Raw genomic sequence first — 17,760 nt, 5'->3', positions numbered from 1 at the left:
GAACAACTGCAGTTATTGAATTTTACCGCAACATTGTTTGTATTTTTTACCCGAGCCACAGGTACACGGATCATTGCGCCCTACTTTAGGGCCAACACGTTGAAAAGTCACGGGCTGAGTGGGTTGTTCTTCCGCATTATCCTCATCACCTTCTTCTGCATAGGCTTCATGGCGATACTGAGCTTGTGCTGCGCGCTGTTGTGCCTCTGCACGTAAACGTGCTTGCTCTTCTTCTGGATCTTGCTGGCGAATTTGCACATGAGAAAGAATACGAATAGCGTCTTGCTTAATCGATTCCAATAACTCTTGGAATAAAGCAAAAGACTCGCGCTTATATTCTTGTTTCGGATTTTTCTGTGCATAACCACGCAAATGAATACCTTTACGCAGGTGATCCATAGTGGCTAAGTGATCTTTCCATAAATTGTCTAGCACACGCAGCACAATTTGCTTTTCAAAATCACGTAAGCCTTCACTGCCTACTTGATCTTCTTTAGCTTGATATTCTGCTGCAATCGCTTGGCCAATACGTTCGATTAAGGTTTCTTCGTAAAGTGTATTGTCTTCATCTAGCCATTGTTGGATAGGCAGATCAATAGCAAAATCTGTTTTCAGTGCTTCCTCTAACCCAGGTACATTCCATTGTTCAGGTAGTGACTGCGGAGGAATATAGCCTGACACTACTCGCGCCAAGGCTTCAGCACGGAAGGCTTGAATAGTTTCACCAATATCCGCTTCTTCAAGTAAAGAGTCACGCATACGGTAAATCACTTTACGTTGTTCGTTAGCGACATCATCGTATTCAAGTAGTTGCTTACGAATATCGAAGTTACGGCCTTCTACTTTGCGCTGCGCGTTCTCAATAGCACGGCTAACCATACCATGTTCAATCGCTTCACCAGGCTTCATACCTAGCGTTTTCATAAGGTTAATCACACGCTCTGAGGCGAAGATACGCATCAGGTTATCTTCAAGAGAAAGATAAAAACGGCTTGAGCCAGGGTCACCTTGACGCCCAGCACGACCACGTAGCTGGTTGTCGATACGGCGCGATTCATGGCGTTCACAGGCAATTACATGCAAACCACCCGCATCTAAAACTTTTTGATGGCGTTCAGCCCAATCTTGTTTAATTTTGTCAATCTGCGCTTGGCTTGGCTCTTCTAGTTTGGCAATTTCTGCTTCCCAGTTACCACCTAGCAAAATATCAGTACCACGCCCTGCCATATTGGTGGCAATAGTAACAGCTCCAGCACGTCCTGCTTGAGCAATAATATCCGCTTCTGACTCATGCTGTTTAGCGTTAAGTACGTTATGCTCAATACCTGCTTTTTTCAACAAGCTCGATACATACTCTGAACTTTCTACAGAAGCTGTACCTACCAGAACAGGGCGACCTTGTTTGCGTGTTTCTTCAATGTCTTTAATGATGGCGTTGAATTTATCTTCCGTATTTAAATAAATAAGGTCATTGTAATCTTTACGTGCGATAGGACGGTGAGTTGGAATAACCAATACGTCCAAACCGTAAATTTGGCGGAACTCAAAGGCTTCAGTATCGGCAGTACCTGTCATGCCTGACAGCTTATTATAAATACGGAAGTAATTTTGGAAGGTAGTTGACGCCATAGTTTGCGTTTCAGCTTGAATCTCTACACCTTCTTTAGCTTCAATTGCTTGGTGTAAACCTTCTGACAAACGTCGTCCTGGCATAGTACGACCAGTGTGTTCATCAACTAAAATAATCTGGCCTTTTTCAACAATATATTCCACATCTTTATGGAATAGCTTATGTGCACGTAAACCTGCATACACATGCGCTAATAAGCCTAGGTTGTTAGCTGAATAAAGTGACTCACCTTCTGCCAAATAGCCTTTTTCGCTGAGTTTATCTTCTATGTATTCGTGACCAAGTTCAGTTAGCTCAGCTTGACGGTTTTTCTCGTCTAATACATAGTGGCCTTCTGTAGTCACTGTGCCATCTTCGGCCTGAATTTGACGTGTTAATGCGGGTATTAGCTCGTTAATTTGGCGATATAAGTCTGAGCTATCATCGGCCTGACCAGAGATAATAAGCGGTGTACGTGCTTCGTCAATTAAGATGGAGTCAACTTCATCGACAACTGCAAAGTTTAGCTCGCGCTGGAATTTGTCTTCCAAACTAAATGCCATATTGTCGCGCAAGTAGTCAAAGCCGAACTCGTTATTTGTGCCATAAGTAATATCGCAGCGATAAGCTGCATGCTTTTCTTCAGGCGACTGAAAAGGTACAACCACACCTACCGTCAAGCCCAAAAATTCATAAAGCGGGCGCATCCAGTTGGCGTCACGACGTGCCAAATAATCGTTAACTGTAACGACATGAACACCTTTACCACTGAGTGCATTTAAATAAACGGCTAAAGTACCTACTAAGGTTTTACCTTCACCCGTACGCATCTCGGCGATTTTGCCTTCATGCAATGCCATACCACCAATCAACTGTACGTCAAAGTGACGCATTCCCATAACGCGGCGGCTGGCCTCACGACAAACCGCAAAGGCTTCAGGTAAAATTTGTTCAAGTATTTCGCCTTTTCCTAGGCGTTCACGAAAGCTTAAAGTCTTAGCTTGCAGCTCTGTATCAGATAGAGTTTTTAGCTCATCCTCAAACGCATTCACAACCTTAACGGTTTTCAACATGCGTTTTACTTCGCGGTCGTTTTTGCTTCCAAAGATTTTTCTGAATAAAGGCGCAAACATATTAACAACATTTCCCTAGTCGGAATGAGGGTCTTACTAACCATTGATTAGCAAATGCAATGCAACATTCTACCTTGATTTTCATTTGAGAAAAGTAGCTCGCTGCCACATTGCGTTGATTATCCTCATAAATGAACACATTAATCTGTAATTTATGGCTAGTTACGTTAGCATTATCAAAGCCTGTTATTTTAAATAGGAAAGCCTATGACTAAACTCCCCCACCCCGCACAAAGTAGTGCATCTATACTAAAAAAGCACTATCTGTTAAAACCTTTAGTTAGCCAAGCCGCACGACACCATGCTCTACAAACAGCACTACAGCAACAGCTACCTGCTGCCGCTCGCGAGTTTTGTTTTTTAGCCTCTTGGCAAAACCAACATATTACCATTTTAGTAACCCAGGCTATGTGGGCTACTCGACTTCGTTTCTTGCAAACGCACTTGCTGGCTGATCTACAAAAAGTGCCCGAGTTTGCTGGAGTACTAGGTTTAAAATTTAAAATAATACCCAAGACACAAAAACATCAACCAAAAAGGCAAGCACCTACTCTATCTGAGGGCGCAGCTAAAGTAATTCAAGCAAACGCACAAATTATTCAAAATGAAGATTTACGTGCTGCATTAGAGCGCTTAGCTAGTCGCGCTCAAAAACCATAAAAAAAGCCACCCAAAGGTGGCTTAAAAAATGAGAAGAGGTTTTACAATTATACGCTGGCTGTTGCTTGCATATAAGAAATTGGTGCTGTGCCATCATCTTCAAATGTCACAACTTCCCATGCATCTGGTTCTTTAATTAAGGTACGCAATAGTTGGTTATTGAGCGCATGACCTGATTTAAAGCCGCGAAACTCGCCAATTAAGCTTTTACCTAATAAGTATAAATCACCAATTGCATCTAAGATTTTGTGTTTTACGAATTCATCTTCATAGCGCAGACCGTCTTCGTTCAACACACTTGACTCATCAACAACGATTGCGTTTTCTACGCTACCGCCCAGCGCCAAGTTCTGTGAGCGTAGAAATTCAATATCTCGCATAAAACCGAAAGTTCGAGCACGACTGACTTCCTTCACAAATGAGGTGCTGGAAAAGTCAACGCTTGCAGTTTGTGTACGTTTTTTAAAGGCAGGGTGATCAAAATCGATCTCAAACCCAACTTTAAACCCATCAAAGGGTAAAAACGTAGCACTTTTGTCACCGTCGGTTACTTTAATTTCACGCAGAATTCGAATAAAAGGCTTAGCTTTATCCTGTTCTTCGACACCTGCCGACTGAATTAAGAATACGAAAGGACCTGCACTGCCATCCATAATTGGAACTTCAGCGGCAGATAGTTCGATATAGGCATTATCAATGCCTAAGCCTGCCATGGCAGATAATAGATGTTCTACTGTGCCTACTTTTACATCGCCCTTAACCAGCGTAGTTGACATAGTAGTTTCACCCACATTTTCCGCGAGCGCAGGGATCTCAACCACAGGCGTTAAATCCATGCGGCGAAATACGATTCCGGTATCCACCGGTGCTGGTTTCAGGGTCAAATATACTTTTTTCCCAGAATGCAAACCGACACCAGTGGCACGGATAATGTTCTTCAATGTACGTTGTCTAATCATGACTTAGGCCGCTACAGTACCTTTGGGAATAGTTTCAGCAATTGGCATATCCTAGCAGATAACTGCGCTTACTGAGAACTAATCACGCATATTCCTAAAAATTAATCCGCTTGACGGCGTAAAAATGCAGGAATATCTAGGTACTCCATATCATCTTGAGGCTGTGGCTTTGCAACTGCATTGCCTGAAGAACGATAATTACGGTAAGTCGGTGGTAAGTCATAATCAATTTCAGCTTGTGCTGCAGTGGCTGCTGGTGCTGCCTCTACTTCACGTGGAGCTGGCGTATTGATGACTACAGATTCAACTGCAGGTTTCGCTTTGTGCTCACCACGTTGATCTAAACCTGTAACCACTACGGTAACATGCAGCTCATCGCGCATATCAGGATCAATCACAGTACCTACTTTTACAGTCGCCTGTTCTGATGCCAAATCTTCCACAAGGTTACCAACTTCTGAGTATTCACCTAGTGATAAATCTGGACCGGCTGTGATGCTAACTAAAATGCCGCGAGCACCTTGTAGGTTTACATCATCAAGCAATGGGTTACGAATAGCTGCTTCAGTAGCTTCACGTGCACGATTAGGGCCTGTTGCACAGCCTGTGCCCATCATTGCCATACCCATTTCGCTCATCACAGTTTTAACGTCAGCAAAGTCAACGTTAATCATACCTGGGCGTTTAATAATGTCTGAAATACCACGAACTGCGCCGGCTAGAACGTCATCTGCTTTAGCAAAAGCAGATAGTAAACTGGCATCTTTACCTAAAATGGTCAGTAGTTTTTCGTTAGGAATTGTAATTAACGAGTCTACATTTTCTGCGAGTGCGCGCACGCCTTCATCGGCAATTTGCGCACGACGCTTGCCTTCAAAGCTAAATGGACGTGTTACAACAGCAACAGTTAAGATACCCAGCTCTTTTGCAATTTTTGCAATCACTGGTGCTGCACCTGTACCTGTGCCGCCACCCATACCTGTTGTGATAAACAGCATGTCAGTACCTTGCAGTACTTCATGGATGCGTTCACGGTCTTCTTCTGCTGCATTGCGACCTACTTCTGGGTTAGTACCTGCACCCAATCCTTTAGTCACATGCGCGCCTAACTGTAGAACAGTTTTAGCAGAAATATCTTTCAGTGCTTGAGCATCTGTATTAGCACAGATGAACTCTACACCTTCAATGCCTGAGGTAGTCATGTGATTAACGGCATTACCACCACCGCCACCAACACCTATGACTTTGATGACTGCACTCGCTGGTGCTTGATCAACTAATTCAAACATACCCTTCTCCTCTTCTCTTTTATTTATGCGCCAAGCCGGCGTTTTAACTTAAAAATTTCCTTGTACCCACTGCTTAATTCTTGCTGCCAGTGAGGGCTTAACATCGTCTTCCTCGCGGAAGTTGCTAGTACCGTTATATGCAACATCTTGGTTTTGCTTACGCGATCCATGCAACAACAATCCCACTGCAGTGGAATAAACAGGGTTATCCACTAACTCTTTATGTCCAGTAATGCCTTGCGGATGACCTAAGCGGACTGGCATATGGAAGATTTCTTCAGCTAAATCCACTGCACCTTCCATTTTTGCGGTACCGCCAGTCAAGACAATGCCTGCTGGAATTAAATCTTCATAACCACTACGACGCAGCTCAGCCTGAATCAAGGTAAATAGCTCTTCGTAACGTGGCTCAATCACTTCGGCCAAGGCTTGGCGTGATAATTCACGCGGTGGACGATCGCCCACGCTTGGTACTTTAATGGTTTCATTTGCGCTAGCCAGTTTGGCTAATGCACAAGCGTAACGGGTTTTAATTTCTTCGGCGTATTGCGTTGGTGTACGCAAAGCCATAGCAATGTCATTGGTAACCTGATCGCCAGCAATAGGGATAACAGCGGTATGACGAATAGCCCCTTCAGTAAAAATAGCGATATCTGTAGTGCCGCCACCAATATCAATCAGGCAAACACCTAACTCTTTTTCGTCTTCAGTTAATACTGCATCCGCTGATGCCAGCTGCTCAAGCACCAAGCCATCGATTTCAAGGCCGCAACGGCGCACACACTTTTCAACGTTTTGCGCAGCATTCACTGCACAGGTCACAACATGCACCTTAGCTTCTAAACGCACGCCAGACATACCCAACGGCTCGCGCACACCTTCTTGATTATCAATCACATAATCTTGTGGAATTGCATGCAGTACACGCTGATCAGCTGGGATGGCTACTGCGCGGGCGGCATCTAGCACACGCTCAAGGTCTGCGTCGCTGACTTCACGATTACGAATAGCAACACTACCGTCAGAATTTAAACTGCGAATGTGATTGCCTGCTAAACCAACAAAGGCCGAATGAATACGGCACTCTGCCATTTGCTGGGCTTCATCAAGCGCACCTTGAATCGACTGCACAGTAGACTCAATATTAACGACTACGCCTTTTTTTAAACCACGCGTAGCATGCATGCCTAACCCGACAATATTAATAGCTCCTTCACGATCGAGCTCTGCCACCAAAGCCACTACCTTGGAGGTTCCAATATCAAGGCCAACAATCATTTTTGGGTTGCTTTCGCCTGCCATGTTTATCTCCAAATTACCGTATTGTGCGCGCTTGTGAGAGCAAGGCTTGCTCGTCATGCCACTGCACGGCTACTCCGTTGGAGTAGCGCAAATCAATCTGCTTAATTTTTGCAACATCTTGCTTTAGCGCCTTGTTAAACACAGTGCTAAAGCGACGCATTTTCTCTACTAAATGATCTCGACCAAGCAAAATTTTTAATTCTTGCTTAGTTGTGATAATCCAACTGCCTTGTTCGCGCATTTCTAAACTAGCAATCTCAAAACCTAAAGGCCGTAACATTTGTGACAAGCTATGGTATTGGTTCATTACTGTTTTAGTTGCGCGCAATGGCCCAAATAGCTGTGGTAAATGTTGGTAGGCTTCAATATTAGGCGCTGCAAAAGTCTGCCCGTCCGTATTGAGTAAAAATTCTTGCCCCCAACGCGCCACAGGAAGCTGTTCTTTAATCAGTATTTCAATTTTATTTGGCCATACTCTACGTACTTCTGCGTGTTCAACCCAAGGCATGTTCTTTAATTCATCATTAATGGCGACCAAATTAACTTCTAAAAATTTATCTGCTAAATATGGCTCAAGGCGTTTTTGCACCTCGCGCTGGCTAACATAATTAAGGTTACCCTTAACATCCACCTGCTCTATTGGTTGGTTAAGTACAGGTAACAAGTACTGTATTGCAAAATAGGCACTCACCACCAAAAGACTAAACAGCATCCAGCCTGCAATATTCTTTAGCACAGCCGAGCTAGGCGTAGGAATATTGCGTGTTAGTATTGGCTCACGCACTACTTTACGAGTAGCACCACGCGCACCAGTATTGCGGCGTACTGCTGACTCTTTCGTAGTGGTTTGACGTGAACCTTTATCCATTAGGCAACCTCGACCGTATCTTGCAAAATACGCAGTACCAATTGCTCAAAGCTAATACCTTCGGCTTTAGCGGCTAAAGGAACTAAGCTGTGATCAGTCATACCAGGAGCTGTATTTACTTCCAACAACCAGAACTTACCTGTTGCTGCATCTTGCATAATGTCGGCACGGGCCCAGCCTCTCACATCTAAGGCAGCACAGGCTTGTAGCGTTAACTGGCGCAATTCAGCTTCCTTTTCTGCGGTTAAACCACAAGGAACTTGGTACTGAGTGTCATTGGCAATATATTTAGCTTCATAATCATAAAAATCATGGCTAGTGCCTAATCGAATTGGCGGCAAAGTATTGCCACCTAGTACAGCTACAGTAAATTCTGGTCCGCTAATCCACTGCTCAACCAAAACATTGTCATCAAATTTTTTCGCTTCCAACCAAGCTGCTTTTAATTCAACAAGGTTATTTACCTTCGCCATACCGACACTTGAGCCTTCCAATGAAGGTTTTACCATTAATGGAAAAGCCAACTGTTTTGCTGCTGTTTCACAGTCACTCGCTGTACGCAGCACGCTATAGCGTGGTGATGGCAAACCTATGCTCGCCCAAAGCTGTTTAGTACGTAATTTATCCATCGCCAAAGCAGATGCCATTACACCACTACCTGTGTAGGGAATACCTGCCCATTCAAGTAAACCTTGAATGGTGCCATCTTCACCACCGCGGCCATGCAAAATAATAAAAGCGCGATCAATTTTCTCTTGCGCAATGCGCTGCACAATATCAGCGCCGACATCAATGCCAAAGGCATCCACACCAGCATCTAATAAGGCTTGCAATACAGCGGCACCTGATTTCAAAGAAACCGCACGCTCTGCGCTAGTGCCGCCAAACAATACGGCGACACGTCCAAATTTCTGTATATCTATATGACTCATAACTCACCCGCCTTTTGTGTAAATAACGGATGTTTAATTAAACTCGGCGCAATACCGCCAACATCCCCTGCACCTTGGCAAAGCACAATATCGCCATCTTTAAGTAAAGGCTTTAACAAAGGCGCAATATCACTACCGCGCTCGACATACAGTGGGTCAATTTTCCCGCGCTGGCGAATGCTATGGCATAGCTGTCGGCTATCAGCACCTGGTATTGGTTCTTCGCCGGCTGGGTAAACCTCAAGCAGGAGCAGCACATGTGCATCGGCTAATACTTGGACAAAATCTTCATAAAGATCACGTGTACGGCTATAGCGATGCGGCTGGAATACCATCACTAAGCGACGCTCAGGCCAGCCATCATGTACTGCTTTAATCACTGCAGCCATTTCACTTGGATGATGGCCATAGTCGTCAACCAGCATGGCGCTACCACCACCTTCTACGGGTAAGTCGCCATACACTTGGAAACGTCGACCTACACCTTGGAAATCAGATAAGCCGCGCATAATATCGGCATCACTAATTTCTTCATCACAAGCCACAGCAATAGTAGCCAGTGCATTTAATACATTATGTTTGCCAGGCATATTGAGCGTTACATCCATCGGCTCAAAGCCTGCACGGAGCACAGTAAAACTAGTACGCATGCCATTTTGCTTCACATTAATAGCGCGCACATCAGCATCTTCAGAGAAGCCATAAGTAATGACTGGGCGCTTAACGCCTTCGGCAATTTCACGTACTGATGGATCATCAATACACAACACGGCTAAACCGTAGAATGGTAAGTTGTGCAAGAAATCCATAAAGGTTTTCTTAAGTTTATTAAAATCGCCGCCATAGGTGCTCATGTGGTCAGCGTCAATATTGGTAATTACGGAAACCATTGGCTGTAAATGCAGGAAGCTGGCGTCGCTTTCATCGGCTTCGGCGATCAAGTAGCAACCACCACCTAATTGCGCATTAGCGCCTGCGGCGGTTAAACGCCCGCCAATCACAAAAGTAGGATCAAGATCAGCGGCTGCAAAAACCGAAGCTAATAAACTTGTGGTAGTTGTTTTGCCATGAGTACCTGCCACTGCAATACCATGGCGATAACGCATAAGTTCTGCGAGCATTTCGGCACGCGGCACAATAGGAATGCGGCGTTCAAAAGCACGGGCTACTTCTGGGTTTTCACGGTTAATCGCACTAGACACCACTAGTACATCAGCTAAATCGGCGTTTTCTGCTTTATGCCCAATGACAATATTAATACCTAGGCCTTTTAAACGATCCGTCACAGCACTGCTTTTTAAGTCAGAACCACTCACTTCGTAACCAAGGTTCAGCAAGACTTCTGCAATACCGCACATACCTGTGCCACCAATACCAACAAAGTGAACACGGCGAATACGACGCATGCGGCGCATTTCAGCTGAGGTTAAACGTCCTAAGTTAGGCATGAGCCACCTCCAAGCAAATATCAACTACTGCTTCAGTTGCTTTTGGCTTAGCCAACTGATGTGCTTTATCACCCATCAGTTTTAATTGTTGCTTATTCATTAAAACCTCAGTTAACTGCGCGGCGAGTTTGCCTGCGTCAGTTGTATGTTGCACCAATAGCTGGGCCGCGCCGGCATTGGTTAAAAATTCTGCATTGCGTGTTTGATGATCATCAATAGCATGTGGCAGTGGAATCAAGAAGGACGCCACACCAGCAGCCGCAATTTCACTGACTGTTAATGCACCTGATCGACAAATCACTAAATCAGCCCATTGGTAAGCTTGCGCCATATCACTAATAAACGGCACAACCTCTGCTTCAACCTGAGCTTCCTGATAGCGCTCCTGGGTTAGCTGCGCATGTTTTTTACCCGCTTGATGTTTCACCACAGGGCGAATATCTGCTGGTAATAACGCTAAGGCTTCTGGCAACAGTTTATTTAGAGGTTCTGCACCAAGGCTGCCTCCCAAGACCAGTAAATTCACTAAGCGTTCCGTTAATTCACTATCTTTTTGTAAATTAAATAATTCAGCACGCACTGGATTGCCTGTTGTATGGCATTTAGCTGTTGACGCAAAGGTATCTGGAAAGGCTTGGCAAATACGCGCAGCATAGTTTGCTAAAGCACGGTTAGCCGTACCAGCCACTGCATTTTGCTCATGAATAACTAGCGGAATACCTAATGTTTTGGCGGCTAGGCCACCTGGACCAGTCACATAACCGCCCATACCCATAACGCAAACTGGCTTTAGTCGTTTAAGTATTTTACGTGCCTGCAAAAGTGCTTTAAGTACATTAAAAGGTGCTTTCAACAAAGCTAATAGGCCTTTACCACGTACACCAGCCATATCTATGCGTTCAAGGTTAATTCCAGCATTAGGTACGAGGTCATTTTCAATACCTGTTGCTGTGCCTAACCAATGTACGGTATAACCGCGTGCCTGAAACTCTTTTGCACAAGCCAAAGCAGGAAACACATGTCCGCCTGTGCCTGCTGCCATAATCAATACATTCTTACTCATGCGCGCTCTCCTTCTAATGCCGGTGCTGGCTCAGAGTGCATACGCACTTTATTAACGCTTGTTTCGGCAATATGAGTGCGACGTTCCCACTCAATGCGTAACAACATGCCTAAACTCACGCAGCAAATAATTAAAGAGCTACCGCCATAGCTTAAAAACGGCAAAGTTAAGCCTTTGGTTGGCAATAGCCCAATATTTACGCCAATGTTAATTAAGATCTGGCCAACCCATAAAAAAGCCAAACCATAAGCAATATAGGCTGAAAAATACTGTTTTGAGCGCTCTGCCCATGAGCCAATAATAATCGCGCGGATGCTCACAAAAATCAGTAAAGCAAAGGTGACTAGAGCGCCTACCAATCCTAATTCTTCTGCCAATATAGAAAACACAAAGTCTGTATGTGCTTCGGGTAGATAAAATTGTTTTTGGATACTGTTGCCTAAACCTAAGCCAAGCCATTCACCCCGACCAAATGCAATAAGCGCTTGTGATAGCTGATAGCCAGCACCATAGGGATCAGCCCAAGGATCAATAAAGTTTTGCAAGCGTTGCACACGGTATTCTTGAGTACCTACTACAAAGGCACCTAAAGCTACTACGAAAATAATGAGCGATAACGCCCAAGCCATGCGCATGCCACCTAAAAAAATCATCACCATAACAGTGCCGCTAAGCACAACTGTGGCACCAAAATCAGGCTCACCTAATAACAATCCAGCAAACAAGGCTAAAATGAACATAGGTTTCAAGAAGCCACGGATTCGCTGTTGCACATCATTTTTGTGATGCACCAAATAGCCTGCAATAAATACAACAAGACAGATTTTGGCAATTTCTGATGGTTGAATATTAAACAGTGGGAAGGCTAGCCAGCGACGTGCACCATTCACTGACTTTCCAATAACAGGAGCAAACACCAAAGCCAGTAATACCACACCCAATACTAATAAATTCCACCGATGCTTTTCCCATACCTTCATAGGTACTAGCATTGCCCCAATGCAGGCAAGAGCGCCTAAGGTTAAGTATGCAATCTGACGCGTTAGGTAGTATGTGCTAGAGCTATTACGCACCGCCGCCACTTCTGTAGACGCTGAAGTGACCATGACTAGACCTAAACCTAATAAGGCAACACAGCCTGCCAATAGGGGAAAGTCTAAATCGGCTTGGCCATTATGGCGCAGTGGTGATGGGCGAGAGAATAAAGTGCTTAACCAGTTCATAGTGCTAAGCCCTCTACTGCCTGTACAAAAAACTCGCCCCGCTGCTCAAATCGTTTGAACATATCTAGACTAGAACAAGCCGGAGATAGTAAGACAATGTCACCCACTTGAGCTGTTTCAGCACAAGCAGTAACTGCTTGCTGCATATTTAAAGCCCAAATTTGCTCAACACTATCATCTAATACAGCTGCAATTTGCTGCGCATCACGACCTAAAAAAACCACAGCACGGCAATAGGTTTTAATGGGTTGCGCTAATTCAGTAAAGTCCGCTCCTTTACCATCACCGCCAGCAATTAATATCAATTTACCAGCACAGTCTGCACCCAGGCCTTCAATAGCCGCTAAAGCAGCGCCCACATTGGTTGCTTTACTATCATTGATATAGGTAACGCCTTGCTTTTCTGCTACCCACTGGCAACGATGATCTAAGCCTTTAAAGTCGCTCAAGGCTTGCAGCATAGGCGTCATGGGTAGCCCTGCTGCACGACCTAAAGCCAAAGCCGCTAAGGCGTTACTGTAATTGTGTAAGCCTTTAATTTTTAGCGCACTAACAGGCATAAGCAAGCGCTGACCAAAAGCAAGATGCAAGGCGCCTTGTGCATCCTTAGCCAGCCCAAAGCTGTTATCCGCAGGAGCTTGCGTACCAAAGGTTAGCAGATGTTTAATTGGCTGCGTCGGTGCATAAGCTTGCATATCATCTAAATTAACCACAGCCGTATTGGCACCTTGGAAAATGCGCTGTTTAGCTTGAATATAAAGGCTTAGTTGACCGTCATAACGATCCATATGGTCTTCGCTAATATTCAAGCAAGTCGCTACTAGGGCGTTAAGATGTGTGGTAGTTTCCAGCTGAAAACTGGATAGTTCCAATACATAAAGCGCTACGTCATCGGCTAGTAAATCTAATGCTGGTGTGCCTAGGTTACCGCCAACAGCTACCTTCTTGCCTGCGGCCGCTGCCATTTCACCGACCAAGGTTGTCACTGTGCTCTTAGCATTAGAGCCTGTGATAGCAACAATAGGTGCTTTGGCATGGCGCGCTAGTAGATCAATATCGCCTGAAATCTGTACGCCCTTTGCTGCTGCATAGGCAATAGCTGGCGTTTTAATGCACAGCCCAGGGCTGACATACAACACCTGTGCACATGCAAGCCAATCTGCATCCAGCTCTCCACAACGCACTTCAACCTGAGGGTAGTCGCGCTCAAGCGTTGCTAACTCAGGTGGATTACTGCGTGTATCAGCAACGGCAAACGCAATACCTTGGCGCGCAAGAAAGCGCACCACGGACATGCCGCTTTTGCCTAAGCCAACAACTATGTGCAGTAAACCTGATTCTTGCACGATCTCTTACCTCAGTTTCAATGTGGATAAGCCCACAAGCACTAAAATCACAGTAATGATCCAAAAACGCACGATAACCCGTGGTTCTGGCCAGCCTTTTAACTCAAAATGGTGATGGATGGGCGCCATACGAAACACACGCTTGCCTCTTAACTTAAAGGAAGCTACCTGAATCATTACCGATAGGGTTTCCATCACGAAAACACCCCCCATAATGAACAGCACTATTTCTTGGCGCACAATAACCGCTATAGTTCCCAGCGCAGCACCTAAAGCAAGAGAGCCCACATCCCCCATAAACACTTGCGCTGGATAGGTGTTAAACCAAAGAAAACCTAACCCAGCACCAACCATTGCCGCGCAAAACACCACTAGCTCGCCTGAGCCTGGGATATAAGGCATAAACAAATACTGAGCAAAACTAATATGCCCTGACACATAGGCAAAAATACCTAAAGCACCTGCTACTAATACGGTTGGTAAAATCGCCAAGCCATCTAAGCCATCCGTTAAGTTAACTGCGTTACTAGTACCTACAATCACAAGGTAGGTCAGCACAATAAAGCCGATACCTAGTGGCAAACTGAAATCCTTTAAAAATGGCAAGATTAAAGAGGTTTCTGCTGCATTATTTGAGGTATAGAACAGTACAAAGGCAGCGGCTAAACCAAATACAGACTGCCAAAAATATTTCCAACGGCTTGGTAAACCTCGTGAGCTTTTTTCAATGACTTTGCGATAGTCATCCACCCAGCCAATAGCACCAAATAATAGAGTGACAGCTAGTGTTATTAGCACATAGCGATTGGTTAAATCTGCCCACAATAAAGTACTAATGGTAATCGCTGATAAAATCAGCGCACCGCCCATAGTTGGTGTGCCTGATTTTGATAAATGACTTTGCGGGCCATCTGTACGTACGGACTGACCAATTTGCAATTCACGCAGTTTGTTAATCATCCAAGGGCCTAGCCATAACGACAGCACTAAAGCCGTTAGCACAGCCAAAATCGCGCGCAGGGTAATATATTGAAAAACAGCGAAGCCTTTATAAAAGTCTTGTAGGTACTCCGCGAGCAATAACAACATTAGTGGATCTCCTCATTGGCGGCACAAAGCGCATGGACTACATGTTCCATCGCTGCACTGCGCGACCCTTTTACTAAAACGGTAGTATTGTCAGTAAATTCTTCTGACAAGGCGGCTATCAGACCTTTTTGATCGCAAAAGTGCTGCGCCGACCCAGAAAAAGCTGCCACTGCATGCGCCATCAAAGGCCCAACTGCTAGCAACCTATCCACTTTGTTATTGGCGTATTCGCCGACATCGCTATGACTTTGCTCAGCCCACTGCCCAAGCTCACCGATATCACCTAAAACTAAAAGTTTGCGGCCTGCAAAACCAGTTAAGGTATCAATAGCAGCGCAGACTGAGGTTGGGTTGGCGTTGTAGGTGTCATCAATGACACAGCGATTCTGTGTAAAACGATGTATTAAGGTACGTCCCTTAACCGCTTGCATGCTCTGCAAACCTTGAATAACCGCGGCCGCATCAAAACCCAAAGCATAAGCACAAGCCGCAGCTGCCAGTGCATTACTGACATTATGCTCACCAAGTAGATTTATGCTAACCGTATGCTCACCCAGAAGTCCGCATAAGGTAAATTGACTGCCTTGGTTAGTACTGTGAATATTTTTTGCGTAAAAATCTGCGCTGTTTTGTTCTTTAGCAAAACTAATGAGTTGTTTCTGCCCATGCATGGCTTGCCAGGTAGAAAACGCTGCATCATCTCGATTAAGCACGGCAATACCTTGCTCATCTAAGCCCTGCAAAATTTCACCTTTGGCTTTAACAATGTTTTCAAGGCCACCAAACTCACCAAGATGCGCTGTGCCTGCATTGTTAATTAAGACAACATGTGGCTTCACTAAACCAACTGTGTAAGCAATCTCGCCTTTGTGATTAGCACCTAACTCAAGAACTGCCGCTTGATGTGATTCTGCCAACTCAAGCAAAGTTAAAGGCACACCTAGATCATTATTGAGGTTGCCACGTGTTGCTAACACCTGCTCACGACCTACAGCCGCTGCCATAATGCTGGCGAGCATCTCTTTTACTGTAGTTTTGCCGCTAGAGCCGGTTATTGCCGCCAGCTTGCCTGTAAATTGCTGGCGATTTAGCGCGCCTATTTGTCCTAGCGCTAAACGGGTATCCGTCACTTTAATTTGAGTTAAAGGGCAGTTTTCCTGCACATTATCTACTAGTGCTACCAGCACACCTTTCGCAGCCACCTGAGCTAAATAAGCATGCCCATCAAAGCGTTCGCCTTTTAAAGCAATAAACATTTGCCCCTGACTAACCGCACGGCTATCTGTGCTTACGCCGGCAAAGTCAACAGCGGCACCTACATGCTGAGCATTTAATAAAGTCGCTAGTGTTTGGCTATTAGTTAATGATTTAAACATGCGCCACCTCCCATTGAGCAAGGGCTGACTGCGCCTGTTCTAAATCGGAGAAGTGATGCTTAACGCCTTGAATATCTTGGTAATCCTCATGTCCCTTGCCGGCTAACACAATAACATCTTGCGCCTTTGCACTGGCGATAGCAGTAGCAATAGCTTGAGCACGGCCATCTACAACCTGATACTGAGTGCCCTCGAAACCTTGAATCACTTGCTGACGAATAGCCTCCGGATTCTCAGTGCGTGGATTATCATCAGTGACAATGGCAAAATCCGCATAACGCTCAACGGCTTGTGCCATCAATGGGCGCTTACCTGGGTCGCGATCACCACCACAGCCAAAAACTGCCACCAAACGCCCTTGTGCTGTGACATGTGCACGCAAAGCTTTTAATACTTGTTCCAAGGCATCTGGAGTGTGCGCGTAATCGACCACCACTAATGGTTTTTCCTGCCCACCCAAACACTGCATACGCCCTGCAGGCGCTTGTAACTTAGGCATTACAGATAAGGCTTGAGATAAACTAAAACCCAAGGCGAGTAACCCACCAACAACAGCCAATAGATTACTCAAGTTAAAACGACCTAGTAATGGACTATCTAGCTGCCCTTGCTCACCGGTCTGAGTAACCACCTGAGCACTAATACCTTGATCAGCAAAGTGAACAGAGGTGCAATAAATACTGGCTTGAGGATTTTTTTCGCTATAGCTAATTAGCTGCCCAGCACCTTCTAGTTGGGCCAACTGAGCGCCAAAAGTATCATCCAGATTAATCACGCGTGCGCCTAGATGTTGCCATGCAAAAAGCTTGGCTTTGGCTGCACCATAGGCCTGCATTGTGTGGTGATAATCTAAATGATCACGCGACAAATTAGTAAACAAGGCCACATCAAACTGCACGCCTGCCACTCGCCCTTGGTCGAGTGCATGTGACGAAACCTCCATGGCAACGGCTTTAGCACCTTGTTCCTGCATCAGCGCAAGATCTGCTTGCAAACTTACAGGATCAGGCGTGGTATGCCCTGTTTCAACTAATTTGCCATAAAAACCATTACCTAAAGTACCCACAATAGCGCAAGGCATTGCCAGCAAATCAAGCGCCTGAGCTAACAGCTGGCTAACACTGCTTTTTCCATTTGTTCCTGTAACCCCCAACACTTGCAAGTTGGCACTTGGCTGGCCAAAAAACTTAGCCGCAAGACCCGATACTTGCTGCTGTAAGTTTTCAATCGCCATTAAAGGCACGCTAGTGGACAACTCAACCTGAGCGCCCAGCGCTTCATAAGCTACAGCGACAGCACCGTTTTCGATAGCCGACGCAATATGCTTGCGCCCATCGTTTTGAGTACCTGCAACAGCTAAGAACAAGTCACCAGCTTTTACTTGACGGCTATCCAGCGCCAAGCCTGTAACTTGGATATCTGCTGGGGCTTTAGCGAATAATTCAGATAAATACATATTCATT

Annotated in this window: 14 protein-coding genes; 1 reads left to right on the top strand and 13 read right to left on the bottom strand. The window is 45.2% G+C overall.

The genetic code is table 11. The annotated features are described in order from the left end of the window. Positions 1-12: 12 nt before the first annotated feature. Positions 13-2,742: a preprotein translocase subunit SecA gene (gene secA, locus VQ643_RS11570; protein ID WP_414199943.1), complete on the bottom strand. Its 2,730-nt coding sequence runs from the start codon at positions 2,740-2,742 to the stop codon at positions 13-15. Positions 2,743-2,949: 207 nt separating this feature from the next. Between secA and VQ643_RS11565 the strand changes: the two genes are divergently transcribed. After that, positions 2,950-3,402, top strand: a complete 453-nt coding sequence (locus VQ643_RS11565; protein ID WP_414199942.1) for a DciA family protein — start codon at positions 2,950-2,952, stop codon at positions 3,400-3,402. A 47-nt stretch (positions 3,403-3,449) separates the two neighbouring features. Here VQ643_RS11565 and lpxC read toward each other — a convergent pair whose 3' ends face one another. The 12 genes from lpxC to VQ643_RS11505 all read right to left on the bottom strand — a co-directional run bounded on the left by lpxC (position 3,450) and on the right by VQ643_RS11505 (position 17,759). Next, entirely contained in the window at positions 3,450-4,361 is a 912-nt protein-coding gene (gene lpxC, locus VQ643_RS11560) for a UDP-3-O-acyl-N-acetylglucosamine deacetylase (protein ID WP_414199941.1), read from the bottom strand. A 101-nt stretch (positions 4,362-4,462) separates the two neighbouring features. Next, positions 4,463-5,650, bottom strand: coding sequence for a cell division protein FtsZ (gene ftsZ / locus VQ643_RS11555; protein ID WP_414199940.1), 1,188 nt, complete (start codon positions 5,648-5,650; stop codon positions 4,463-4,465). A gap of 48 nt (positions 5,651-5,698) precedes the next feature. Continuing rightward, positions 5,699-6,952: a cell division protein FtsA gene (gene ftsA / locus VQ643_RS11550; protein ID WP_414199939.1), complete on the bottom strand. Its 1,254-nt coding sequence runs from the start codon at positions 6,950-6,952 to the stop codon at positions 5,699-5,701. 13 nt (positions 6,953-6,965) lie between these two features. Then, complete coding sequence (locus VQ643_RS11545; protein WP_414199938.1) at positions 6,966-7,820, bottom strand: cell division protein FtsQ/DivIB; 855 nt, start codon at positions 7,818-7,820, stop codon at positions 6,966-6,968. After that, positions 7,820-8,752 (bottom strand): D-alanine--D-alanine ligase, encoded by a 933-nt coding sequence (locus VQ643_RS11540; protein WP_414199937.1) that lies wholly within the window; start codon positions 8,750-8,752, stop codon positions 7,820-7,822. Before VQ643_RS11540 ends, VQ643_RS11545 begins: the two co-directional genes overlap by 1 nt. Then, positions 8,749-10,200, bottom strand: coding sequence for a UDP-N-acetylmuramate--L-alanine ligase (gene murC / locus VQ643_RS11535; RefSeq protein ID WP_414199936.1), 1,452 nt, complete (start codon positions 10,198-10,200; stop codon positions 8,749-8,751). Before murC ends, VQ643_RS11540 begins: the two co-directional genes overlap by 4 nt. After that, positions 10,193-11,263: an undecaprenyldiphospho-muramoylpentapeptide beta-N-acetylglucosaminyltransferase gene (gene murG, locus VQ643_RS11530; protein ID WP_414199935.1), complete on the bottom strand. Its 1,071-nt coding sequence runs from the start codon at positions 11,261-11,263 to the stop codon at positions 10,193-10,195. Before murG ends, murC begins: the two co-directional genes overlap by 8 nt. Continuing rightward, on the bottom strand, positions 11,260-12,486 hold the full coding sequence (gene ftsW / locus VQ643_RS11525) for a putative lipid II flippase FtsW (protein WP_414199934.1): 1,227 nt from the start codon (positions 12,484-12,486) through the stop codon (positions 11,260-11,262). Before ftsW ends, murG begins: the two co-directional genes overlap by 4 nt. Next, positions 12,483-13,832, bottom strand: a complete 1,350-nt coding sequence (murD, locus tag VQ643_RS11520) for a UDP-N-acetylmuramoyl-L-alanine--D-glutamate ligase (protein ID WP_414199933.1) — start codon at positions 13,830-13,832, stop codon at positions 12,483-12,485. The genes ftsW and murD overlap by 4 nt, the downstream gene beginning before the upstream one ends. Before the next feature lie 6 nt (positions 13,833-13,838). Beyond that, entirely contained in the window at positions 13,839-14,921 is a 1,083-nt protein-coding gene (gene mraY / locus VQ643_RS11515; RefSeq protein WP_414199932.1) for a phospho-N-acetylmuramoyl-pentapeptide-transferase, read from the bottom strand. Continuing rightward, the gene (locus tag VQ643_RS11510) at positions 14,921-16,297 is read right to left on the bottom strand and encodes a UDP-N-acetylmuramoyl-tripeptide--D-alanyl-D-alanine ligase (protein ID WP_414199931.1); all 1,377 of its coding nucleotides are present in this window, start codon (positions 16,295-16,297) and stop codon (positions 14,921-14,923) included. Before VQ643_RS11510 ends, mraY begins: the two co-directional genes overlap by 1 nt. Further along, positions 16,290-17,759 carry a UDP-N-acetylmuramoyl-L-alanyl-D-glutamate--2,6-diaminopimelate ligase gene (locus tag VQ643_RS11505; protein ID WP_414199930.1) on the bottom strand — a complete coding sequence of 490 codons (1,470 nt, stop codon included), beginning with the start codon at positions 17,757-17,759 and terminating at the stop codon, positions 16,290-16,292. Before VQ643_RS11505 ends, VQ643_RS11510 begins: the two co-directional genes overlap by 8 nt. Position 17,760 lies beyond the last annotated feature (1 nt).

It is taken from the genome of Pseudomonas sp. F1_0610 (genome assembly GCF_047470865.1).
Lineage (GTDB): Bacteria > Pseudomonadota > Gammaproteobacteria > Pseudomonadales > Pseudomonadaceae > JAZDRH01.
Note: the sequence above shows the minus strand (reverse complement) of the source record. Positions and strands in the feature narration are given on the sequence as shown.